The organism is Cyclobacterium sp. SYSU L10401 (genome assembly GCF_010993705.1).
GTDB lineage: Bacteria > Bacteroidota > Bacteroidia > Cytophagales > Cyclobacteriaceae > Cyclobacterium.
This window is the reverse complement of record NZ_WOFO01000011.1, coordinates 1-22864: the sequence shown is the minus strand read 5'-3', so window position 1 is coordinate 22864 and position 22864 is coordinate 1. Positions and strand designations below refer to the sequence as shown.

Annotated in this window: 19 protein-coding genes; 13 read left to right on the top strand and 6 right to left on the bottom strand. The window is 38.0% G+C overall.

Annotation, left to right across the window (positions count from 1 at the left end; all coding sequences use genetic code 11):
* Positions 1–15: 15 nt before the first annotated feature.
* From GL182_RS20340 to GL182_RS20315, 6 genes are all read left to right on the top strand, one after another.
* A complete protein-coding gene (locus GL182_RS20340; RefSeq protein WP_163381637.1) occupies positions 16–300 on the top strand; it encodes a helix-turn-helix domain-containing protein in 285 nt (94 codons plus the stop codon).
* Positions 297–641: a hypothetical protein gene (locus GL182_RS20335; protein ID WP_163381636.1), complete on the top strand. Its 345-nt coding sequence runs from the start codon at positions 297–299 to the stop codon at positions 639–641. Before GL182_RS20340 ends, GL182_RS20335 begins: the two co-directional genes overlap by 4 nt.
* Positions 628–2166, top strand: coding sequence for a bifunctional DNA primase/helicase (locus GL182_RS20330; protein ID WP_163381635.1), 1539 nt, complete (start codon positions 628–630; stop codon positions 2164–2166). The genes GL182_RS20335 and GL182_RS20330 overlap by 14 nt, the downstream gene beginning before the upstream one ends.
* Positions 2167–2586: 420 nt before the next feature.
* On the top strand, positions 2587–2778 hold the full coding sequence (locus GL182_RS20325) for a hypothetical protein (protein WP_163381634.1): 192 nt from the start codon (positions 2587–2589) through the stop codon (positions 2776–2778).
* A 204-nt stretch (positions 2779–2982) separates the two neighbouring features.
* Positions 2983–3957 (top strand): AAA family ATPase, encoded by a 975-nt coding sequence (locus GL182_RS20320; RefSeq protein WP_163381633.1) that lies wholly within the window; start codon positions 2983–2985, stop codon positions 3955–3957.
* A 3-nt stretch (positions 3958–3960) separates the two neighbouring features.
* Positions 3961–6471 carry a S8 family peptidase gene (locus GL182_RS20315; RefSeq protein WP_163381632.1) on the top strand — a complete coding sequence of 837 codons (2511 nt, stop codon included), beginning with the start codon at positions 3961–3963 and terminating at the stop codon, positions 6469–6471.
* 319 nt (positions 6472–6790) lie between these two features.
* On the opposite strand, the gene GL182_RS20310 is transcribed toward GL182_RS20315, so the two are convergent.
* On the bottom strand, positions 6791–7726 hold the full coding sequence (locus tag GL182_RS20310; RefSeq protein WP_240469910.1) for a helix-turn-helix transcriptional regulator: 936 nt from the start codon (positions 7724–7726) through the stop codon (positions 6791–6793).
* A 609-nt stretch (positions 7727–8335) separates the two neighbouring features.
* On the opposite strand from GL182_RS20310, the gene GL182_RS20305 reads away from it, so the two are divergent.
* From GL182_RS20305 to GL182_RS20285, 5 genes are all read left to right on the top strand, one after another.
* Positions 8336–9544 (top strand): reverse transcriptase domain-containing protein, encoded by a 1209-nt coding sequence (locus GL182_RS20305; protein WP_163381631.1) that lies wholly within the window; start codon positions 8336–8338, stop codon positions 9542–9544.
* The gene (locus tag GL182_RS20300) at positions 9545–10765 is read left to right on the top strand and encodes a hypothetical protein (protein ID WP_163381630.1); all 1221 of its coding nucleotides are present in this window, start codon (positions 9545–9547) and stop codon (positions 10763–10765) included.
* Positions 10762–12990, top strand: a complete 2229-nt coding sequence (locus GL182_RS20295) for a response regulator (RefSeq protein ID WP_163381629.1) — start codon at positions 10762–10764, stop codon at positions 12988–12990. Before GL182_RS20300 ends, GL182_RS20295 begins: the two co-directional genes overlap by 4 nt.
* A 51-nt stretch (positions 12991–13041) precedes the next feature.
* Complete coding sequence (locus tag GL182_RS20290; RefSeq protein WP_163381628.1) at positions 13042–15249, top strand: ATP-dependent RecD-like DNA helicase; 2208 nt, start codon at positions 13042–13044, stop codon at positions 15247–15249.
* Positions 15250–15514: 265 nt separating this feature from the next.
* Positions 15515–16750, top strand: coding sequence for a DUF7017 domain-containing protein (locus GL182_RS20285; RefSeq protein ID WP_163381627.1), 1236 nt, complete (start codon positions 15515–15517; stop codon positions 16748–16750).
* Between the two features lie 141 nt (positions 16751–16891).
* Here GL182_RS20285 and GL182_RS20280 read toward each other — a convergent pair whose 3' ends face one another.
* From GL182_RS20280 to GL182_RS24170, 3 genes are all read right to left on the bottom strand, one after another.
* The gene (locus tag GL182_RS20280) at positions 16892–17935 is read right to left on the bottom strand and encodes a DUF1566 domain-containing protein (protein WP_163381626.1); all 1044 of its coding nucleotides are present in this window, start codon (positions 17933–17935) and stop codon (positions 16892–16894) included.
* Positions 17936–18586: 651 nt separating this feature from the next.
* Complete coding sequence (locus GL182_RS20275) at positions 18587–19324, bottom strand: hypothetical protein (RefSeq protein WP_205603702.1); 738 nt, start codon at positions 19322–19324, stop codon at positions 18587–18589.
* A gap of 1 nt (position 19325) precedes the next feature.
* On the bottom strand, positions 19326–19502 hold the full coding sequence (locus tag GL182_RS24170; protein ID WP_205603701.1) for a hypothetical protein: 177 nt from the start codon (positions 19500–19502) through the stop codon (positions 19326–19328).
* A 364-nt stretch (positions 19503–19866) separates the two neighbouring features.
* Here GL182_RS24170 and GL182_RS20270 point away from each other — a divergent pair, with 364 nt between their 5' ends.
* Positions 19867–20646 carry a LuxR C-terminal-related transcriptional regulator gene (locus GL182_RS20270; protein ID WP_163381624.1) on the top strand — a complete coding sequence of 260 codons (780 nt, stop codon included), beginning with the start codon at positions 19867–19869 and terminating at the stop codon, positions 20644–20646.
* Between the two features lie 197 nt (positions 20647–20843).
* Positions 20844–21602: a LuxR C-terminal-related transcriptional regulator gene (locus GL182_RS20265; protein WP_163381623.1), complete on the top strand. Its 759-nt coding sequence runs from the start codon at positions 20844–20846 to the stop codon at positions 21600–21602.
* Positions 21603–21977: 375 nt separating this feature from the next.
* Here GL182_RS20265 and istB read toward each other — a convergent pair whose 3' ends face one another.
* Together istB and GL182_RS24165 are read right to left on the bottom strand one after the other, a co-directional pair.
* On the bottom strand, positions 21978–22652 hold the full coding sequence (gene istB / locus GL182_RS20260; protein WP_163381622.1) for an IS21-like element helper ATPase IstB: 675 nt from the start codon (positions 22650–22652) through the stop codon (positions 21978–21980).
* Between the two features lie 94 nt (positions 22653–22746).
* A partial coding sequence (locus GL182_RS24165) for an ATP-binding protein (protein WP_240469620.1) occupies positions 22747–22864 on the bottom strand: 118 nt, incomplete at its 5' end.

Sequence of the window (22864 nt, the reverse complement as noted above, 5' to 3'; positions counted from 1 at the left end):
CCCCAACTTGCAGGCATGAAAGAAAATAAGATCATTTTGATGGAATACGAACACCTCGAAGAACTAGTAAAGGATGTTCGTGAAGTAAAAGAATTAGTGAAAAGGCAAAAGCAGGAAAGGCTGGTTCCCAAGTTACTGCGGACAGATGAGGTCAAAAAAATCCTCAAACTAAAAGATAGTTCGCTAGCCACCCTTAGGCAAAATGGCACTCTCCCTTTTACAAAGGTGGGAGGCACGATCTACTATTTACTACAGGACATTTTAGAGTTAATCGAAAACAATTATTCAGGAAAAGTATGAGAAACACATTAGATGAAATACTGAAGATCCGGTCACTAGAAGTGTACGACTTTTACATCGCCCATTTGTACCAAGAAAAGAGGGTTATCCCTAATGAAAATATAACCAATCCCTTTTTATATCCACATATTCAGAAAAACCCATCCTTTGAGGTATATAAAGGATACGACGGAAGCTACTTTTTCACTGATGTCGAAACCGGAGATATAGGCGACTGCATCAACTTCGTCCAAAAAATGGAAAGAGTCTCACGAATGATAGCAATGGTCATAATCGATGACTGCATCCTCGTACCTATTTCACAAAATCTAAAATCAGAATATTTGTATGAACAGTTTTAATTTAATTAAGCACCTTGGGATCTCAATAGAAACTTATAAATCTTATGGAGTGTCTGGTAGAGAGCCTGACGGAGAACCCTTCCAACTATACTTTCCATACACCGATGGAACCACTAGAGTATTTAACCCCCAAAGATACAAGTGGGAAACAATAGGTAAAAAAAGATCTGATGTTTCACTATTCGGTTTTAACCAACTTCCAAAAGTTGGCGAAAAAGTAATTATTACAGAGGGTGAAATCGCCGTATTGACTTTCGCACAAATGGGGATTAAAGCAATTTGTTTAGCCCCGGAAAATACAGACTTAAATTTTTCCATTGTAAGGGACCTTAAAAAGCGCTTTTCCGACGTGATTATATGCTTCAATCGAAGTAAAACAGGAATTGAAAAGTCAAGAACAATTAGTGAAAAATTCGAATTAATCAATTTTAGCTTGCCCAACAACTTCAGGGGTAAGGACATTAATGACTTCCTTCGCGAAAGAGGTTCAAAAAAAGAAGTATTCAAATTATTAAATATCGCCATTCTTGAACACAAGGAGCAAAAGTCATATGGTACAGCTGGAGAAATAATTGAAATGTCAAACAAGGCCCCCTCAGATATTATGAAAGGAATTATCCCAAGTTTAAATATCATTGGGATTATGGGCGGATCTGATTTGGGAAAAAGCCTTTTTTGTTTACAGTTCTGTATTTGCTACATTCTTCAAAGAAGATTTCTTGACTTAAAGCTTAAAGGAAATAAGAAAGTATTGATTTGCTCAACGGAGGATGATCATAATTCTTTAGGGAAACGATTGAATCAGATGATGAAAAAACTCTCTGACAATGAAAAAGTCATAGTAAAGAAGAATCTCTTATTTGAAATGGAATCTGAAGACCTGGAAGGAAAAATCCGTAACAAATTGGAGCTAGATCCTGAAATAGGATTTATTCTAATTGATCCTCTAAGTGAATTTTTGGCAGGTGCTGATATGAACAATGCCGGATCCATAAGATTAAAAATGCGGGAATTAAAATCCATCAGTCAAAAATATAAAGTATGCGTAGCATACATACATCATGTAAGTAAGCAGGCTGAAAAATCGGGAAAATTTGGAAAGAGTAATTCGAATGGGAGCCAAAGCATAGAGGCCAAATCAAGAGTTTTGATAGAATTGAAAAAAAGCGGTAGAGGTGAACTTCAAATTGCCATTGTAAAAGGCAATGATATTGATTCTCGGTTTAAGTTTCCAAACGCAGGCAAGATTATTAAATCAAATAGAGATAGCCATTGGTTTGAAACTGTCAACCGACGCTTTGTTGCTTCAAAACCCATAAAGAAGAAAAAAAAGATCGATTGGGCAAGGGTATTCGGCGATCATGAAACAATGAGAACTTCTGAAATTATTTCAAAACTTAAGGAGATTTACGGAGGGTCGACAAAAACCCATGAAAAAACGATATCAAAAGAACTTGGTAATTATAGAGTAAAAGTGGGTGTGTATAAAAATCCAAGTAAAGTAAAGCCAAATAAAGTGAAATAGAACAGGAGTCAGCCTCTTTTTTAGATAATTATTATTTGTGATCCTAAACGAACAAAATCAAATCCAGATCACTATCTCCCCCTCCCCCCCTTTTTATAAGAAAGGGGGGGGAGGGGGAGTCATATTGATTGTGACGTTGACAATGGGCAAATGACTTTTTCATACTAAGAGGGGTGTGGTGGTTTAAAATTGAGTAGGTATGGTATTGTTTTTGGGAATTTATTTGGGCCGATTGGGAGGAAAAGATTTGAAAATAGTACTATAATAAATCAGTTTCAGCCAGCGATTCCCTGAGACTGTCGATTGTATAAAATCGAAAAAGTAGAGAATGGTTAATTGTTGTTGGTTTTATTTACCAATATCAAACCCCTTAATTTATTTGAAGGAATTTACTGTTTTTAACCTTATTTGCCATGGGGGATGGAAGACCCGAAACATAGAAGGTTATTATTTGATCATGAATACTATTTCCTGATCATTATCAATTTCTATTGGAATACCGGTGAATTAGCCATAGACATTTTGTTAGGTTTCTATAGCCTGCCGGGTTTTAAAATACCATTCGGAGAACCAAAAATATTTGTAGCCAGAGCAGGAATGGACCATGGTTAAGAAAAAACCTGAAGTTGTTACCGGAAGGGTTACGAATACTGCATTAACCAGGATCATATGCTAATTAACCCTTCCTACAGCCTCAGGTGAAAATTAACTGAAATATCAAGCAACCTTGAATCCTGCAATGTGTCTGAAAAATACCCGTTTCAGATACCCAAAAAAATCATTTTGCCATGATTCAGAAATCTCTATATTTGATTTATGGGAGCGACAGAACAAATAAAAAGTTTAATCAAGCATTTTGGAGAAGGAGATGATGAGCGATTCATTTCATCCGCCTTGCAGATTGCTGCCGCTGAAGCCCAAAAGGGACATACCACCCTCGCTCAAGAGCTAAAATCTCTTATCGACAAAGCGAAAGCCAAACGAAGCCATCCATTTGTGGACCGGAGCAAAACCGTTCCAATTCTTCCCAGTCAGCGGGATTTAAAGGAATTGTTGGATGTATTCCAGCCAGTCATCAAGCTTCGGGACATGGTTTTAGATACCGATACTCAATCCTCCCTAAAAAGCCTCATTGACGAGCAAAACAACTGGCAACTCCTTCGTCAGTACAATCTTCAACCCAAGCGTAAACTCCTACTCACAGGCCCTCCGGGTTGCGGAAAGACCATGACGGCACAGGCGATTGCAGGTGAATTGGGAATTCCCGTATTTATTGTCCGATTAGATGGCCTCGTTTCCAAGTTTATGGGAGAATCCATTGCCAAATTGCGGGTAATATTTGACGCCATGGTTAATCATCGGGGAGTTTATCTTTTTGATGAGTTTGATTCCATTGGAAGTCGTCGAGACCAAGGACAGGATGTAGGAGAGATCAAGCGGGTACTTAACTCATTCCTGATCAATATCGAAAAAGATCAAAGTAACAGCATTATTATTTGTGCCACCAACCTGTCAGAAATGTTGGATAAGGCACTTTTCAGAAGATTTGACGAAGTAATCGAGTTTCCTTTGCCTTGCGAAAGAGAATTCTCGGCTATGCTGGAAAAACAACTTCAGGCTTTTGAATTTGAAACGCCTGTCAACTTTCAATCCATTTCAAAACAGTTTTTAGGACTTAATTTTTCGGACATCGTTCGTTCTTGTGAAGATACTATCAAAGCCATGATTTTGGGTGGCAAAACCAAACTCAATCCTCAAGACTTGATCGATGCCCTTTCTAAAAGAAAGTAATCGATGGCCCAGGAACCCAAAAGACATTTAATCGGAATAGAAAGGTATGCAACTGGGCAAGACTATACCTACCCCCGTACCGTTGTAGCTCCTTTTACAATTGTTCCTAGAAATAGAGCAATCCATGGAAATCGAATCAAAAGCCAAATCGAAGCTATTAAAGATCAATTTGATCTCGACCAGGAAAAGGAAGTCTCCGAAGGCTTGATAAGAGATGAAGTAGTTTATGTGGAATTCTATTCTGCCTGGGGATTTGACTTAAAATTTGATCAACTTCACTCCGACTCAAAAGGACATTATCAAATCCTGAAGATCACAAAAGAAATACGGGAACACCAAGGTAAAGAACAAATGCGGTTTAAGGTCTTGGTGATGTTATCGAAGCAGGGTATTGAACATTTCTTAACTAAAGTAAACGACTACCTAACGAGAAATTATAGAAACCTCCCAGGTGGCAATCCGCTTTCTCAAAATTTAATTGCCAATCTTGATGAAATCCGACTAGCAACTCTTCAAGCATTTTGGGTTGATATTGACTCAAATTCTTTTCCAGATTTCGATCAAGAAGTTTGGTGGGAAGTTTGGTTTCGAAAGTCTGCCTATGAGAAAGGCAAAATTGACGGTCAATTAGAAATCGCTGGACTAGACTTCAATTCGAAAGAATTGTCTTTTCCTGAGCACGTTATCCGAATGGTAAAAGGAACGGCAGAACGATTGGCTTCTTCCGTTTTTCTTTTAGACAGTTTAGCCGAGTTGAGAAGACCACAGGAAATCAATGACTTCATTACATCAGAGGAAACCACCTATGAAACGGAGCAAGCCTGGTTACAAGATTTATTATCAAGAACAAATCTTGTTCCAACCAATGAAGGAGGCCAAACGGTATCTGTATGTCTTTTTGACTCAGGATTAACACATCGCCATCCCCTTTTGGAACCTTTGGTCAAAGATTCAAATTTACATTCATGGAATCTGGATTGGGGTGTAGAGGATACTGCAAATGATGGTGGTCATGGTACCGGAATGGCAGCTTTGGTCTTGTTTGGGGATTTGACAGATGCTCTGGCCAGTACAGCACCAATCAGGATAGTACATGGCATAGAGTCGTTTAAGATTGTTCAACCCGGAGCTCATACAAGAAAAGAACTTCATGGAGTAATTTACCTTGATGGAATTTCAACAGTATCCATTTCAAATGCTGGTGTGAAAAGGGTCTTTTGCCTTTCAGTGACCAATGACGGGGTGATTAAATCAGGCCGTCCGAGTTCGGCTTCAAGTACCTTAGATCGCATTGCTTTTGGGAATGCCTTTGAAACTGCCGATCCACAGTTAATTATGGTCAGCGGAGGAAATGTAATTTTGGCGAATCATAAGGAATTCCCAAGTCAAAATTTCATTGAAAGTATCCATGATCCTGGACAAGCCTATAATGTGGTGACCATAGGTGCTTTTACAGCAAAAGACCGATTATCAAAAATAAGTAGATATAGTCCGATTGCTCAATTGGGGGAAATGTCTCCTAGAAACTCCACCTCAGCTATGTGGGAAACCCAATGGCCAAACAAGCCGGATTTAGTGCTGGAGGGCGGTAATATGGTTACAGATGGACATTTCTTAAACTCCCATAATGAATTAGACCCAATATCTATTGACAAAAATTTTTCAACGAGGTTATTCCGTCCCTTCGGAGGAACAAGTTCGGCTGTGGCTTTCGCTTCAAAAATGGCTGCAGAGATTCAATCAGCATATCCACGTTTCTGGCCAGAGACCATACGAGCATTGATGGTTCATTCGGCGGAATGGACACCCCAAATGTTAAGTGGAATAAATATCAAAAATGAAGGACAAAGGCGTGCTCTTTTACGATCCGTAGGGTATGGCGTCCCCAATTTAAATCGAGCACTTTATAGTGCTGGAAACGCACTCACCTTGATTGCTCAGGCACATATCAAACCTTATCAGTTAAATGGCGGGACTGTCAAATACAATGAGTATCATTTGTTCGACATTCCTTGGCCAACTGACATTTTACAAGATCAATTATTTGATCAAGATGTTAGGATCAAGGTTACTTTGTCCTACTTTATCGAACCCAATCCTGGAGCAAGGGAATATGCAAAAAGCTTCTCGTACCACTCACACGCTTTGGATTTTAAATTGATCAAGGAGGGTGAAACACCTTCAGAATTTCGAAGGAGGGTTTCAGCTGCTGCCGAAACAGAAGATGAGGAGGAAAAACCCAACCTCCAAGACGAGGATTGGACAATTAAAGAACGAGTTCGATCCAAAGGGTCGATCAAAAAAGATTTTCTGAATACCAATGGAGCCAGGTTGGCAAAACGAAATATGCTAGCAGTTTACCCGAAATCAGGTTGGTATCGAAGTAGAAAAAGCTTAGAAAAATATGACCAGGAAGTAAGATATTCTTTGATTATAGGTATTGAGAGTCCCTCTCAGGAGGTCGACATTTATACCCCAGTAGAAAATCTGGTTTCAATATCTATTTCAACTTGACCGAGTTTTAAAGGAATTACGAAAAGCTAGAATTTAAAGCTTCCTTACTTTACCAAGTTTAAAGAACTTTAAAAAAAAAGTAAATGACCCATATGGTTGATTGGATATCCCGGTGATACTGATGACCTACCAATTCAATGAAATGGAGACGATTTATAAGGAAATCAGTGGTGGAAATGCTAAACTCGCATAACCGATTTAGCTTATCGAAGAGAAGTCCTTTGGTAACAGCATAAAGAAATTCTATCCGGAAAAATACACATTTGTGGATTTTCCGACCCGCAAAGCCAAAAGAAAAGAGATTGGCTTTCGTCAATGCTCAATATAGATGACCAGCTGATTTTAGCCGCTGAGAAATCCGTTCGCAGAAATCCTGCGGAGAAATTACTCGGACTTGCTCTCCGAATGATAGAACCAATCTCTCTAACTCAAAATTTGGAATGACATTTATTCTAACTTCAAGTCCACTTGGATCATTCTTGAACTTCTGACTGGGATGTAGGGGTTTGGTTATTACATAAGGTGCCACTTCGGGAGAAAATCTCAAGGCAACTTCTTTAATGCCGATTCCTTCCGGCCGGGTGACACCTATTAAATCGTAGAAGTATTCTTCCCAGTCTGTTTCTGATGGTATGTATTTCAAACGTGTTTCTGACAGTGACTCTATCCTGTCTAATGCAAGATTCCAATTAGGTACCAACTTGTCCGAATTAAGACCAAAGACGAACCACCGATTGTTATACTGTTTCAAATAATACGGATGAAAAGTGATTTGGTAGTAGATTGAACTTTTAAAATCTTTGTAATTGGCTATTAAAACCCGCTCGTTAATTATGGCATTGAATAAGGGCATTAAAAACTCAATTCCTTTGAGATCTACATTGCTTTCAAATCTGATTACTTCATTTTTTCGATCAATCAATCCAAATCTGGATTCTAACATCGGGATCATTTCATTAACCCATTCAAACTGTGGAGTGCCTTTAAAACGAGTAAAAATCTGAAGAGCCGATTTGATTTGTTCTGCTTCCGCATCATTTAAGGGCTGGTTGCTGATTGAAAACGATAAATCTTCATAGCGGTAATACACTTTCCTGCTATATTGAAATCTACCGAGTGGAATAGACCACCCTTGTTCACTTTCCATAAACCGGATGTCATCAAAAAGTTGCCTCCGCCGAATTCCCTCGTTGCTGGGGTTAAATTCCATTAATGCTTTGTTGCATTCCTCTAGCAAGTCTTCCCAAAAGAACATCCTTCCCGGATTTCTGAAACATCGATCAAGGACCTGATACCGAATTATTGCATTTTTTGTTACTCCCATTTTATAGTGCAGATCTAATGCACACAAGTTACCGTATTTTGGCACCATGGAAAAGCAATTGAGAAAAACTACCCAAAATTACAAAGATGTAAACCATCGCAAGGGGTTTACCCAGGCGACTGAACCCATAGCATGTCCCAGGTGTAACGGGACAGGTTATTTACCGCAATACGCTCACGTGGAGCATGGTGTTTGTTTTAGATGTCGAGGAAAGAAAAATTGACCGTTTTGATTTGAATATTTTAAACAGTGCGATTCTACTGCACAATATTTTTATTACTTTGCAAACTAAGTTCTTTGAAACACCTGCCAAAAGGTATTGATTCGTTGGTGCTGTTCCGGGTAACTGGAAACTGATCGGCACCTTTTCCCAGAAAGTTCTGGGATGAACGTTCCTTAGGAATGATCAAGCTCCTTAATAGGATTTAAACTTTTCTGGTTTTGAAGACGATGATATGTTTGATAAATAAAAATACCACAGATTCTTCATACCAATAGAATATCCGGCAGGTGTTTTCAAGGAATTTTATTTTACTGAAAATGAAAATAGGACACGAACAGACCGAACGTATCAGAAAACAATTTAAAAACCTGCAAACCCGGCAGGATTTGGTGGATCTCTTGAGTGAAGCCAAAGACATGATGTATGAGGATAAAACCAAGCCATTTAAGTTAAAAACCCTGACTTATTACGCTAATCCTGAAAATTGCAAATTTAGGTATAGCACATTTTTCGTCAAAAAAAAATCTGGTGGGCAAAGAACCATTCATGCTCCCACCAAGGGATTAAGATCCGTTTTGAGATCCTTAAATTATGTATTGCAGTGTATGCATGTACCCCATCAAGCGGCAACAGGCTTTGTTAGGGACAGGTCTATCGTCGACAATGCACAAAAACATGTGGGACACCATTATGTATTAAACCTTGATTTAAAAGATTTTTTTCACTCATATGACCGGAATAAGGTAAAATTGGCATTTATGTATTCACCGTTTAATTTAAGAGGTTGTACAGAAAAAGAAAAATTGGCTTTTTTCCTGGCTTGTTTGTGTACACACCCATTTGAAATCGAAGGAGCAACCAAAACATTATTGCCACAGGGTAGTCCAACTTCTCCGACCATCACCAATATTCTCTGTGAGCGACTGGACCGAAGATTAACCGGCCTTGCCAATCGGTTTGGTGCGACTTATACCCGTTATGCAGACGACATTACATTTTCCTCACCCCACAATATTTACCAGGAAGAGACCAACCCATCTCTGAATCCGAAAGGTAGCTATGAAAATTTTAGGGCAGAATTGGAAAGGCTTATAGAAGAAGAAAAATTGACTATTAACCCTAAAAAGACCCGATTACAAAAGTCAGGATACCGTCAGGAAGCCACCGGACTGATTGTCAATGAAAAAGTAAATGTAAGAAGAAGGTATGTAAAGCAAATCCGCATGTGGCTGTATTACTGGGAAAAGTATGGATATGAAAGGGCTGAGCAGATCTTTAGAAGCGACTATATGATTGATAAAGGACATGTGAAAAAGGGCAAGCCGGATCTGATGAATGTGTTGGATGGAAAACTTGAGTTTTTAAAAATGGTGAAGGGGAAAGAGGATGGGACTTATAAGGGGTTAAAGGAGAGGTTTTATGAATTGATTGGCCATGAAGACCCTATCAATCGAGTGCTAAATGTTTGGGAGACTGAGGGTATCGACCAAGCTATAAACATTTATTATAAAGACAAATTGGAGTAAATGGCTAAAAATAAATATGATTTCATAAAAGAACTTCTCGAGGATAAAAAGCTCAATCAAAATCAACGAGAAAGGATTCTTGAACTTGCTTCAAAGGAAATTAGCCTTGAAGGAAGTCTAGAGGAGCGTGTTCAAAAAATTGAAGAAATCATAAATAATAAAATTCCAAAAAGCAACGACCTTAAAACTAACAAGCCCATAAAGACCGAAGATTCAAGCTTGCCTAAATACATCGACCCATATCATTTATACAAATTTCTATTTGAATATAATCAGGATCCTGTTCTGCGTTCTACCTGCCATGATATTGATTCGGAAGAACTGAACAAGATTAACGACTACTGCGATTCTGACTCCTATGATTTTAAGAAGCATTTAAAGAAAATCATAGAAAACTTTGAGCAACTCGAAAAAAAATATCGTGCTCCAAAACAGGTGAAAGGTCTTATTCGCGGATACCTTACTGGGAAAGACTGGTATGGAAAACAGCTTAAGCAAGGTTGGTCATCAGCTGGAATAGAAATTAATTGGTCTTCAAGTAAATTAAATGAGTGGGTTACCAAAAACCCAAATATTCCACCTAACCTTAACGAGAATATAGCCGGAGATCAAGAAATTGAGTTATTAGTTATAGAGCCTCAGATAAATTCACCAATCACTCATGATCCTATTCAAAGTTTTACTCAGCTAGTCTTACACTATAAAAACTTATTTCATCTAAAAAGTGGCAGTCAGGGTTTACGAGCAATTTTAGATAGAGTAAATTCTAATAGAAAGTGGAATGAGAAGGTGGAGTTTGGAATTATTGATCAAGAGTTCCCTAACAATCTTGAGCATTTTACTAATGTTGACACGCTAATTCAAGCATATAACAAATTTCTCCAACTAATCATTGATCAATACCAAGGTGATGAAAAACCAAAAGTAAAACTCCGCTTTTATGAGGAGAAGCAGAGAGTTCACCTATCTATTCACCATCTTAATGGACAATACAACAAAACAATTCAAAATTGCATGGACCGTCCTTACGGACGAGACTATAAGAATTTGATTAGTTTACAAATTAACGGTTTATGCAACCTCTATTTGAAGGCAGATTTTGGAAACGAAGAATTTGGAGCTATTAATTTATGGGATGGGAAAAAGCTTGAAGCAGAGAAGCTACCAATCTTCACAGGGGTTGAACACATACTTGAATTTCCAAAAATAAAAGAGTCATGATTTACCTGATAGACGATAAAAAGTCAAGACAAAAAGATTTTGGATGGACTGAGGAAAAGTTTGCTCAATATGCTAGCTACCTTACACCACTGTACAATATTGATGATGTTGCCAACATTGGAGAGAATCTGTATAATGATGGAAATATAATTCTATATCATGAGTCTTTCCTAGATTTTACAGGTCATAGAGATAAGGCTGTAGAGCAAAGAAATAAACTGACAGAAAAGGTTGACGCAATTAATGGCCTTTCTGTTGCTTTTTTTAGTGGAAGCCAAAGCTCCAGATCTCTGCATGAGAATGTGGCCCACGTACCGGTAGCCATTCTATACCAAAACCTAGAAGTCTTGATTCATCAAGATAAGCAACAAAGTAAGCACCTTAGATACCTTCTATTCGGAGAGACTCCAGAGATAGAGGAAAAGTTAAACGAAAAACTTACTCAAGCAAATAAAGAGATAGAAACAGATGCTGCAGTTTTTTCTGGAAACAATTTATTCATTCGTACAAACTTGAAATATATACAAAATGCAATCGAGAGTGCAACAGAAAGAACGATATTTAATGATGTTTCAGATGAAAATCTCTCTGAAAAGATAAATGAATGGTTAGGTAAAATAGCATATGACAATATTTTCATCCCCCTCTGTTTTGGGCAGACTTTATCTGATTATAATGGATTGAGATTAGCCACCCATATTCGTTGTAATCCTTCACCGAATCAATTAAAAAGAATATTCATTTACAGCTTTGTTGGCATTGACTACTTATTGGATAATGAATATTTCAATATACTTAAGACCAAGAATGTTCAACTAGTAGCATACAGTAAAAAAGCATTTGAAGCGGCAGTAAATGAGGATTTTACATTTCTCCAACAAGATGATCTATCACAAGAGATTAACAAGCTAAAACTAGATCCGCCATTAAATTATGTTGATTCCCACTCAATAGCTAATGAATGGGCTATTCATCAATGGGCAAAAACGGTTGGGTGTGATGAGACAGATGAACTTGCAAAGGTTTTTCAAAATATTGAGACTAATCTTTATTTCAAATACCTAAGAACTACAAATCCTATTTCAGAAATTGATAGAATTTCTCCTGAGAAATTAAAAATCAATTGCGAAGGCAAGCCAAAAGCATTATTGATTGATGATGAGGCAGAAAAGGGATGGTATGAAATTTTCGCATACCTATTAGGCGATCTGAATGAGATTTATATCGATTATCTCGGTGACGATTTTAAAAACAAAAATCAGGAAGAGGTCATTGACAAATCAATGCAGAAAATAACAGAAGATGAAATAGATGTAGTTATCCTGGATTTCCGACTTAACCCTAACGATTTTATAGGCTCAAACCCAAAGGATATTTCAAGTATTCGATTATTGAAAAAAATCAAGGGGCTTAACCCAGGTATCCAAGTCATTATTTTTTCCGCAACCAATAAAATCTGGAATTTACAAGCCTTACAAGAAGCAGGTGCTGATGGCTTCATATTTAAAGATGGTAACGAGAATATTCATCCAAGCATAAAGTTTTTGGCAAATGAGCTGACATCTAGCTTACATAAAGCTTCTACATTAAAGCCAATATATAAATCGTTCGATATTATAAAAAATAATGCAATAAACTTAGGTGACACATTTAAGATTAACTTAGCAAATAACCTATCAATTTGCTTTGAATTACTGCTAAAGTCTTTTGAAACGACAAAATATATAAACTACGCTTACCTCCAGTTATTCCTCATAGTAGAAGAGCTTATTAAAGAGGATTCCGTATTTGAATTTGGTAGTAATTGTTATGTAGTAACCCCTTCTTTACGTTATCTAGTTTTATCCCAAAAAGATCCCACACAAAAGAACTCTGCCTACAAATCTGCTTTGACTTGGTCAAACGGTCACTATAAAGTTGGTGAGTCAGAATTTAAAAGAAGTATTGATACGAATTTTAAAATGTCGTCTATCCTTCTGTTTCGAAACGGATTACCAACTTCAGGAAGCGAAAACTGGTCTAAAATTTACTCTATTCGCAACAAAAAAGCTGCTCATCCTGAAGTTGGAATTGTTGAATTTTCAGAAATTAATATGCTTTCTAAATTTTTGGAATTCATTCTTGATGAGTCAAACATAAACCCCATAGACTCAAACCAAGCTTTGACGGAACTTTCACCTGATGAACAGGTAGAAAATTTAAAAAAAATTTGGGGAGCTAAGTAATGCAGATACACCTCACAGATAAAAACAACCTTTGCATGAAATAATACAGTGATGAAAATCTTCGACCACTTCCAACATATCAATCTCACCAATGACCAATGCAATGCTTTGGAGTCGTTATCTGTTTTTCTAACAAGTGATGAGAGGGTGTTTATCCTTCAGGGATATGCAGGAAGTGGTAAGACTACCCTTTTGAAGGGCTTGGTGGAATACCTTCAATCCATTGAGAAGAAATATCAGTTGATGGCTCCTACTGGTCGGGCTGCAAAGGTTATCAATCAGAAAACCGGATTTGAATCTACCACCATTCACAAGGGAATCTACAGTTTTGAAGAGTTACAGGAAATAAAACAAGGGGAAGACGAGAATGATGTGTCATTTCTCTATCAGTACAAAATACGAAACAATCCGGAGGTTCATGATTCTGTATTAATCGTGGATGAAGCTTCCATGGTCAGCGACATCCTAAGTGAAGGTGAGTTTTTCCGTTTTGGAAGCGGCCATCTACTGCGTGATTTAATTACTTATGGCAGAATACAGGATGTCACGACAACCAGTAAAATCATTTTCATTGGAGACCCTGCACAGTTGCCACCTATCGGAATGAATTTCTCCCCTGCACTTGACCCACAATATTTGAGCGAGACATATAAGGTTTCCGTTTCACAAGCAGAAATGAAGGAAGTGAAACGACAAAATGCCAATAATGGAATTTTGATTTCTGCCACTAAAATTAGGCGGTGCTTAACTTCCGACTACTTTAATGATTTCGATTTAAGAGAAAATGGTCGTGATATTTTTAATCCGCCTTATCAGGATTACTTAGAAACATATAAGGCGCAACAAGAGCAGAAAATCATTATTTGCTGGAAGAACAAAACTGCTCTTGATTTAAATAAAGTCATTCGCAGGGATAGGTTCGGTGATGACCTGCCCATTCAGGCATCTGATACCGTTATAATCGGTGGCAACAACTACCAGTTAGGAATAATGAATGGAGAATTTGCCGTTGTAGCAGAGGCAAGCCCATCGGTTGAAAGCAGAGATGTTAGTTTTTACACCAAAGGAGGCAAAACTCAAAACGTGAGATTAACATGGATAAGGATCAGCCTTGTTTTACCTGATGAAAACAACCAGCCGAAAAATGTAAGTGGATACATTTTGGAGAATTATCTCCACGGTGACAACTATCTAAAACCCGAAGAACAGAGGGCGCTTTACGTAGATTTTAAAAACAGGCACCCCAAACTTAAAAAAGGGACGGAAGAATTCAAGGAAGCCATCATCAATGATAAGTATTTCAACTGCATTCTTTTAAAATATGGTTATGCTGTGACATGTCATAAAGCCCAGGGCGGTGAATGGAAAAGTGCATTTGTTTTCTGGGACAGAGGTACACAAGCCAACTTCAACTTTTATGAATCAGAGCAGAATCGCTCAGGAAAAACCAACCCTGACTTTTACCGATGGGCCTACACAGCCGTAACCCGAGCATCCCTAAAGCTATTCTGCATAAATCCTCCTTACTTCTCATCCTTTTCAGGAATGAACTTTATTGATGTGAATGTTCAACAGGCTTTCAATCAATTAACAGGGCAATCAAATCCGACAAGTGAAATCAATATCAGTGAGGCTTTGCCAGAAATGGAAAAATTTGGCTTAGCCGATGCACCATTGACCATTCAAGATCATTTCATTCACAGATGGTATAATCTGCGAAAGCAATACATAGATATTGAAGCATGGCAAAAATTTGGGTATGAAATCCGCTATATTTTCAAAAGAGAAGACCAAACTGCAGCATTTAAGTATTGGGTAAACGGGAAGAACGTTTTTAAACCCAATTTTCAAAAGCTTCCTGCCCAAACCAATTCAGATGAACTATTCGAAACGATTTCAAAGATTCTTGAAAATTCGCCTCAAGTCATTGTAAACAGAAATAATGCGGAAGGCATTTTGACCCAGATTGGATTTGATGTTGCCTTAGAGGAAGAAAAACCATTTTTAAAGTACTTATTTGATCAGCTCAGCCAAAATTTAGATGAAGGGGAAGTTATAACAGATATTCAGCACCTTAACTATCGGGAGCGCTATACCATTGAAAAGAATGCCCAGTCATGCGCAATCGACTTTGAGTACAATAAGGATGGATTCTTTGGACGAGTACTTCCGTTAGAAAACAAATGCAACAGTTCTGAAATCCTTGAAAAAGTTAAAGCTATTGTTAACCGTCTAAAAGAAGCTGATTATGTCGTTTAAAGAAATAAAGGAACTTCGAAAAGTCGGAAAACTTGAAGCGGCTTTACAAATGGCAAATCAGGCTTTGGAAGCAGAACCGGATAACATCTGGAATAAGCGGGCTGCTGCATGGGTTTATTATGATTATCTCAAAAAGTTTTCTCAGCCCGATTCATTTGATGCCTTCAAGGAAAATCTAATCAAGATTAAAGATTTGCAATTACCGGAAGATGAAAAAATGGTATTTGACAACTCAGCTTGGCAAATAGGAAGTATTGTGTTCGGCTTGCAAAAACAGGAAAACGTTGATTATGGGAAAATTAACGAACTCTTTGATATTATCAAGGAATTTCATATCACCAAACCGTCAGAATCGTATTCGTTCATTTACAAGGCTTTCCACAAAGGATACCAAAACTGGTCAAAGTATCTGGAATTTGCCGACTGGTGGAATTTCGAAAACTTTCGTACAGAAGATTACTTAAAAGAAGAGTTTAAGGAAAAAAAAATAATGTCAATTGCCGAACAGGCCTTTATAGCTTATTCGAAAAAGCTAATAGAGGGTGAAGCCGTTGATCCTTTTGGACAGAAAAGGGCAGTTGATAAAGAAAAGATCAGGACATTTTTACCCCAATTGGACAAAATAATTGATGAACGCCCCGAATATCAATATCCGCCTTACTTCAAGGCAAAGTTACTATTGGTATTAGGTGATGATGAAAATATCCTCTCTTCTTTTTTACCTTTTGCCAAGCAGAAAAGAAATGACTTTTGGGTATGGGAAGTGATCGCGGAAATATTTCCTGATGATAAAGAAATTCAGTTTGCATGCTACTGTAAGGCATTGAGCCTGAAAACACCCGAAGACTTTCTGGTCAAGCTCAGGCAGACATTTGCAGGTATGCTTGTGGAGAGGCAGATGTACAATGAGGCCAAAACCGAAATCCAAAAGGTGATATCTACCAGAGAAAAACATGAATGGAAGTTGTCAAATCAAATAACCCAATGGACCGAACAGGATTGGTACAAGTTGGCCACTGCAAAAAAGAATAACAGAGAACTTTACTTAAAGTATTATAGAAAGGCAGAGGAAATATTGTTTCAGGATGTAAAGGAAGAAGTCATAGTGGTGGAGTTCGTTAATAAAAATAAAAGCATTTTGAACTTCGTGAAGGACAAACAAAAATTTGGCTTTTTTAAATATTCTGGTCTTATGGAAACTCCGCAAATTGGGGATCTACTAAAAGTTCGGTTTAATGGCGAAGGTCAAAGTGGGTTTTTCAAAATATTGACTGCCCAAAGAGCTGAAATGCACCAAAAAACCGACGCAATTAAATATTTTAAAGGAGCCTTTAAAGTTGTCTCACCACAGAATTTTGGATTTGTGGAGGACGTTTTTATTGAGCCAAAATTTACCCAAGAAAGAAACCTATCTGACGGACAGTTGCTTAAAGGAAGAGCAATTTTATCATTCAATAAAAAGAAAAATGAATGGGGATGGAAGGCAATCGAGCTCAAATAGCCAACGCTTGAACCAAACAAAGGTGCACTGTCGCTCGTTCACTCGACAATACCGGCTGAATAAACGGACTGACGAAGAATGATTTAGATAAATAGATTCACCCCGTGAGAAAACAATGCTTTTTTCTCACGGGGTGAATAGTTAAAAAGCCCTAACTGCTCGAACATGGCGATTGCCGTACTTATTGAAGGCGTACTGACTGCCATTGTAGAAGTTCTGATTCCACGCCCACCCATTGTTGAAAGCGAGCTCTGTAGAACTCCAATAGGGGTTAAAAGCAAAACCGCCAACATTTCCAAATTCAAGGGCATTTCCTTGACCAATATTTTGGTACATTAAGTTCAACTCATCTTTGCTGGGTAAATACCAATCATCATAACCACCTAAAACTAAATCATTACAGATAGATGCGGCATAGCTTCCAGCTCCCTGATTATTTACAATGGCTGTTGTATTTGCCTGCCCTGTGCCTAAAGCTGTGCCTGTTGCCCCTGTTGTTGTGAAAATTCCGTTCCACCATTGAATACCTGTACTTTGGTCGCTTGGAGCAGCTATTATGCCGTGGGTTTCATTTGCCACATAGCCCGGGTCACCGTCCTGTAAGATATAGGCAATGATACCGCCCTGGTATTCCATTCCTATTTCCAATGATTCTTCAGGACAAACAGGGATTAAGGAATACCTTTCGCTAAATGTGATTGGCTGGCCTAATCCTTCTTGTACAATGCTAAAGGTAACCTCATCACATCCGGCCCAGTCTTCAGCAAGCGGCACCGTATGGCTGACCGTGCTGCCTGAGATCACACCTGTGTATTCAACTTCATTGCCATCAATATCAATAGTAATGGTGGCTTCTGCATTTGAAGATCCGGCAGTGATGGAATACGTCACATCCACTACAAAATCTGTTTCAGTGTTATAAGCTTCGTAAATTACTGATTTTGTGTTTGGGCCAATGCTTAGCGTAGCCTCGTCTGAAACAGGGTAGAAAGTTTCACTTCCAGATTCAATACAATCATCCTCACAGGATCCGGCCACAGCCTGTGCTATCTGCAATTGTGCAAATTGCAAATCTGTTTCTGATAAATCATCTGATTCAGGGCCTAAGCTACACGAATACATAACACCCGCAGCCGCAAATAACATCATGCAGGTTTTTAGTTTGATAAAATGAAAATTTTTCATACTAAATTATTTAATTTTCCCTACTCGTAAGACTTTTCGGAATACGCCCCGTTTTTTAGAGTGGATTCTGGACTCCACTGTTTAATTTCTTTTTTGTCGCTTTGTGTAATTAACCGATTGTACCTGATCAGTGGAAAGAACCTTTGAAGAAACAATTTCCGTCGATTTTTTAAATATCTTAAGAACAGAAAGTGCCAAAATCTGAAAATCAAGCGGTGAAATTCTGGATAAATAGGCGGAATCCGAGCAGTAAAGAGACTGACCTTCAATCGATTGAATTTTTTAAAAGATGTATTTTCGGACATTTGCAAGATATATCCGTCGTATTCTGGTTGGTGTTTTGTACCATCATAGCTATATGTATTTGACACTTTAAGTCACTTAAAGCAGGCCGGTCCTTATGAAGACCGGCTCATTTTTATTTCTATGGGCCTTTTTTACTTAACTTAATAGCATTGAGGGAAAGGGACAGAGTTCAGCTAACACTCCCTAACTGGCATTTCCGGAAAGCCCATGCAAAGAAAGTGAAAGAAATAAAGTTTGATGATCTGAGAAATCTTAATAAATATGAATTGAAAGGTAAACTAAAACTTGGAGCTTACATTTTTTAGAAAATATAATTGAATAGCCCCGACGTGATCTATAAATCTATCATTCTTTAAAATGAAAGGAAAGTGCTTTATCTCCTTGACCCACGTTCGGTCCGTCATCTTGTTCACATTCATACCCTGCCCTTTCAAATTCGCGCCTTATATCATTTTTATTAAACTGAATAAACCTGCCAAATTGAACCTCTAGTTGCCAAGGACCATTTGGCACTAAGTTTGAATTTGATCCAGCATGACAGTATACAATATTTGTCCCCTTCTCACTCACAATCCGATCCTTCTCATGCCACCAAAATCCGACAACACCTGTGTCCTTTATCTTTTGTGAATCCCAATGAACCAAAATCGTGTTACAAACACCTTTTACCAAATCATTATTAGAGGTATTCTTGAGCCATGATAAGGCCTCAAAAGAATTTTGAAAACGTGGTGAACGTCGTGGTGGTTCAATTTCCTTCGTTTTAGTGGTTTCCACTTTCTTTGTTTTTTTCTTAATACTTTCCTTGCATTTACAAATTATTATAGCTTCAAAATTACATGAGGTTTTATTACCGGTTCCTGATTGAGATTGTTTATAGGTTGTTCTTTCCCAGTCTACTCCACCAACTGGACCGCAAAAAGAATTTGCCGTATTTTTGAAATTTTGAGTTTGCAAGTTTTTTTCCTCTTCACAACTACCCCAGTTTTCCTGAACGTAAACTTTTGTACAATTTTGGTTTTCTTGTGAGTAAGCAATAAAATGTAATTGAAACAAAATAAGAAAGCAGGAAAGACTTTTCAACCTATTGTTTCCATTTTTTTTTTTTTGCTTTATCACCCTTTAAAATTTTCTTTTTCTTATCTTCACAAGCATTACCACTAAACTCCCAGGTTCCCTCATGGGTACAAATTTTTTCATTTCCTCCGACGCAGATAGAAGAACCTTCACTGTATTCGACACCCTTGTAAATACATCCCATAATTAAAATTGTTTTAGTTACACATTTTGCCGTAGATAAAACGTTTGAATTTTACCTTCAAGGCACTATCTATTCTACATATAAAATATTTTGTTTAAATGGGGCAATAGTTAATTCTATTTTAGAATAAATTAAGATTCACCCCCAACAATTCGGTTATTCTAAGGAGTAATAAATGTATATGGAAAAGGTTAGTAGCGCAATACTCAAAAAGCAGTATATTATGTGAATAAATTTAAATTAAAACAAATCATAGGAAGCCCGATATTTTCTTTGTTTAAAACCATTTTTGGTTAGGAAAAATATTCAAAATTAGGTATCTTAAAAGTCAGAGCAAATTAAGTTACACTATTCCCTCACTAAGATGCCTCAAGAAGGAACTTTACTTAATTCCGCAGTTAAATATTTTCGGAAAGTTTCCAGTACCGGACATTTACCCGAAGCCGTCGAGGAATTGAAGAAATTTCATCAAAACCGTAGCCATTCACTTGACCTGGGTCCTGCATTTTATGTAATAATAGACTATAATGACTTTAGTTATAGATTTGTATCTAAAAGTTTTACCGAAATTCTCGGCTATGATACTCAAACTTTATTGAATGGTGGATTTCCATTTTTTAATAGTGTCATAGGTCCGGATGAAATTCAGCCAACAATTAATTTGTGGGATGTAATTACCGATTACCTTAAAAATTTGCCTAATCCAGTGGTAAGAAAGTGTTTTTTTTTAGTTGATTTTCATTTCAAGCACAAAAATGGCAACTACCTACATATGCTGCAACAGACTGTCATACTTAAAACATCCTCTGAAGGCCGCCTACAATATGAACTAGTCAAAATAACCGATATCACTCACTGGCAAAAACAATCTCCGATGTGTGGCATCATTATTACTCCTGACCCAAAGGATACCCTAATATGTTTCCCCACCGAGGATATACAAATTAAAGGACTGGTATTTTCAAAATCAGAATTGCGGATCCTCGAATTAATGGCTATGGGGGATAGAAGCAAAGAAATTGCTAAAAAACTAAAGCTGTCTTCCCACACCGTTGATACGCATCGCCGGAATATGTTACACAAAACGCATAGCAAAAACACCTCTGAACTTATTCGGTTCGCTTATCTGAGCGGAAATCTATAAAAAGTGAAAGGGTTTCTTCTTTATTGTTTGGCTGGTGCTATCCTTAATTGACCTAAATTTCGGAAAACCTTCTAGTAGTAATGAATATAATACTCAAAAGAAAAAATACACCTATGAAACGGGTCTAAACATCTCATTTTGTTTAAAATATAAATTATGGCTATTTTAGTACTATCCATCTTATTTAGTTTTTAGCTATGGGGCACATTACCGACAAATCAACCGAAATTGCAACAACCGAGGTTCCATTAGAATATGCTCACATGGTGGAACCCTATCTATTAAAAAGACTTGACTTTGGACCTTCCTTCTATTTTATTTACCATTTCAGTAGATCAAAATATGTTTATGTTGAAAGTCGAATAGAGCTAATTCTGCAATTCACCCCAGGAGAAATGATGAGCAGCCAAAAGAATTTCTTCCTCTCTAGAATGCATCCCGATGACCTGCATCAACATCAGCAGGCAATGAAGGAATGGCAGAAATTCTTTTTCAGAATACCGATTTCCGAACGAAATTATTACTCCACCAGTTTTGACTTCAGATTTAGAAAAAAAAATGGGCAGTACCAACGCATGCTTCAACAATTGATTTTCATAGAACATGATTCAGAAGGAAATCTTTTGTACAGCCTGGAAAAGTGCACCCTTATCTCTCACTGGGAAAAAACCAAAGATTTGGTGCTTTGTGTATGCGGACCAAATGCAAATAAAATTTTGATTTCCAATCACACCAGCCGGTTAAATGGGAAAAATAGTTCAATCTTCACACCTTCTGAAATTCGTATCCTAAGACTACTTTCAAATGGGAAAAATAGCCTTCAAGTGGCCAACCAACTTAATATATCCATACACACCGTGAATACCCATCGTCGCAATATGCTTCGAAAAACCGGCATAACTAGCACCATCTTATTGGTTAAATTTGCGAAAAACAAGGATCTTCTAAACAATTAAAGGGGCTTTCAAGTAAAATTGTTTCGCCAATAATCTGGAAAGATCCATTATTCTTAATGTTTAATGGAAAGTTTATTTAGCGATTATTACCAGGTTTCATGAATTTGTTATTGGATATATGGCAAATTAAAGTAATGAATACGTATTGGACAATCCAGCATATTGACGCCTGGGAGCAGGCCCAAAAGAAAGGGGTATAAGCCGGAAATGCAGCTTGGGCATATAAAGAATTTCATGTAGCCTATCAATGGATAATCGATCAGATGGAAAAACGGATAGCCTGTTGTAGATTCCGATGATGTTGACCACCGATCCGGCTATCCTGACCACTCTCCGCAGGAGCCCTTCAGTTATCTTTTTTCAGCCACTGTAAATCTATTTCTTTTTTCTTAATGAATCACCTTTCAGCTCCAATCTGTGTGCGTTATGGACAAGTCTGTCCAGGATTGCATCGGCCACCGTACTGTCTCCTATTACCTCAAACCATTTTGCAACCGGCAACTGGGATACGACTATTGTTGATGCCCTTCCATGTCGGTCTTCTATTATTTCAAGAAGTGCCATCCGTGATTGGGCATCAAACGGATGGATACCGAAGTCGTCAAGGATAAGCAGGTCCTGTTTTTCAATCTTTGATATTTCCCTGATATAGGATCCATCCGCTTTGAGCATTTTGAGCCTTGGGAAGAGTTTTCCGGTGTTGAAGTACAGGGTTTTATGTCCGTACATGCATGCTTGGTTTCCCTGGGCGGAGGCCAGGAAACTTTTACCCGATCCTGTGGCCCCTGTAACAAGTATGCTTTCCTTTCTTTTGAGGAAGGACATATCGGCCAGTCTCATGAACTGTGTTTTGTCCAGGCCCCTCTGTGCGGAGTAATCCACTTCTTCCACTGACGCCCGGTAACGGAATTTTGCGGTCCTGAGGAGCCTTTCCGTTTTTCTGTTTTCCCTCTCCTCCCATTCTGCCTGCAGCAGCAGGTTGATAAGTTCGTCTGGCAGAAGGTCATGGTGGGAGCTGCTTTCCAGGATTACCCTGTAGGCTTCCAGCATCCCGAGAAACCTCTGGATATTCCGGTCGGACCATGCCAGCGTTTTCGGTCAAATGGTGCCACTCTAAAAGATGCTGCAAAGTAGTGAAAATTTTTTATTCTTCTTTTAAGATCCCCTTTCTCATAGACTCCCCTTTTAGGTTGATTCGATGGGAGGAATTTACCAATCTGTCAAGGAAGGCATCGGCCAGCGTCCCTTCTCCACCGAAGAGA

What these genes read in the sequence shown, in the direction of transcription:
- istB (WP_163381622.1), bottom strand. Translation starts at nt 22,652, where the DNA reads ATGCTGGAAGCCTACAGGGTAATCCTGGAAAGCAGCTCCCACCATGAC.
- GL182_RS20265 (WP_163381623.1), top strand. Translation starts at nt 20,844, where the DNA reads ATGGGGCACATTACCGACAAATCAACCGAAATTGCAACAACCGAGGTT.
- GL182_RS20270 (WP_163381624.1), top strand. Translation starts at nt 19,867, where the DNA reads ATGCCTCAAGAAGGAACTTTACTTAATTCCGCAGTTAAATATTTTCGG.
- GL182_RS20335 (WP_163381636.1), top strand. Translation starts at nt 297, where the DNA reads ATGAGAAACACATTAGATGAAATACTGAAGATCCGGTCACTAGAAGTG.
- GL182_RS20330 (WP_163381635.1), top strand. Translation starts at nt 628, where the DNA reads ATGAACAGTTTTAATTTAATTAAGCACCTTGGGATCTCAATAGAAACT.
- GL182_RS20295 (WP_163381629.1), top strand. Translation starts at nt 10,762, where the DNA reads ATGATTTACCTGATAGACGATAAAAAGTCAAGACAAAAAGATTTTGGA.
- GL182_RS20310 (WP_240469910.1), bottom strand. Translation starts at nt 7,726, where the DNA reads ATGTTCTTTTGGGAAGACTTGCTAGAGGAATGCAACAAAGCATTAATG.
- GL182_RS20320 (WP_163381633.1), top strand. Translation starts at nt 2,983, where the DNA reads ATGGGAGCGACAGAACAAATAAAAAGTTTAATCAAGCATTTTGGAGAA.
- GL182_RS20280 (WP_163381626.1), bottom strand. Translation starts at nt 17,935, where the DNA reads ATGAAAAATTTTCATTTTATCAAACTAAAAACCTGCATGATGTTATTT.
- GL182_RS20315 (WP_163381632.1), top strand. Translation starts at nt 3,961, where the DNA reads ATGGCCCAGGAACCCAAAAGACATTTAATCGGAATAGAAAGGTATGCA.
- GL182_RS24170 (WP_205603701.1), bottom strand. Translation starts at nt 19,502, where the DNA reads ATGGGATGTATTTACAAGGGTGTCGAATACAGTGAAGGTTCTTCTATC.
- GL182_RS20325 (WP_163381634.1), top strand. Translation starts at nt 2,587, where the DNA reads ATGGAAGACCCGAAACATAGAAGGTTATTATTTGATCATGAATACTAT.
- GL182_RS20290 (WP_163381628.1), top strand. Translation starts at nt 13,042, where the DNA reads ATGAAAATCTTCGACCACTTCCAACATATCAATCTCACCAATGACCAA.
- GL182_RS20300 (WP_163381630.1), top strand. Translation starts at nt 9,545, where the DNA reads ATGGCTAAAAATAAATATGATTTCATAAAAGAACTTCTCGAGGATAAA.
- GL182_RS20340 (WP_163381637.1), top strand. Translation starts at nt 16, where the DNA reads ATGAAAGAAAATAAGATCATTTTGATGGAATACGAACACCTCGAAGAA.
- GL182_RS20305 (WP_163381631.1), top strand. Translation starts at nt 8,336, where the DNA reads ATGAAAATAGGACACGAACAGACCGAACGTATCAGAAAACAATTTAAA.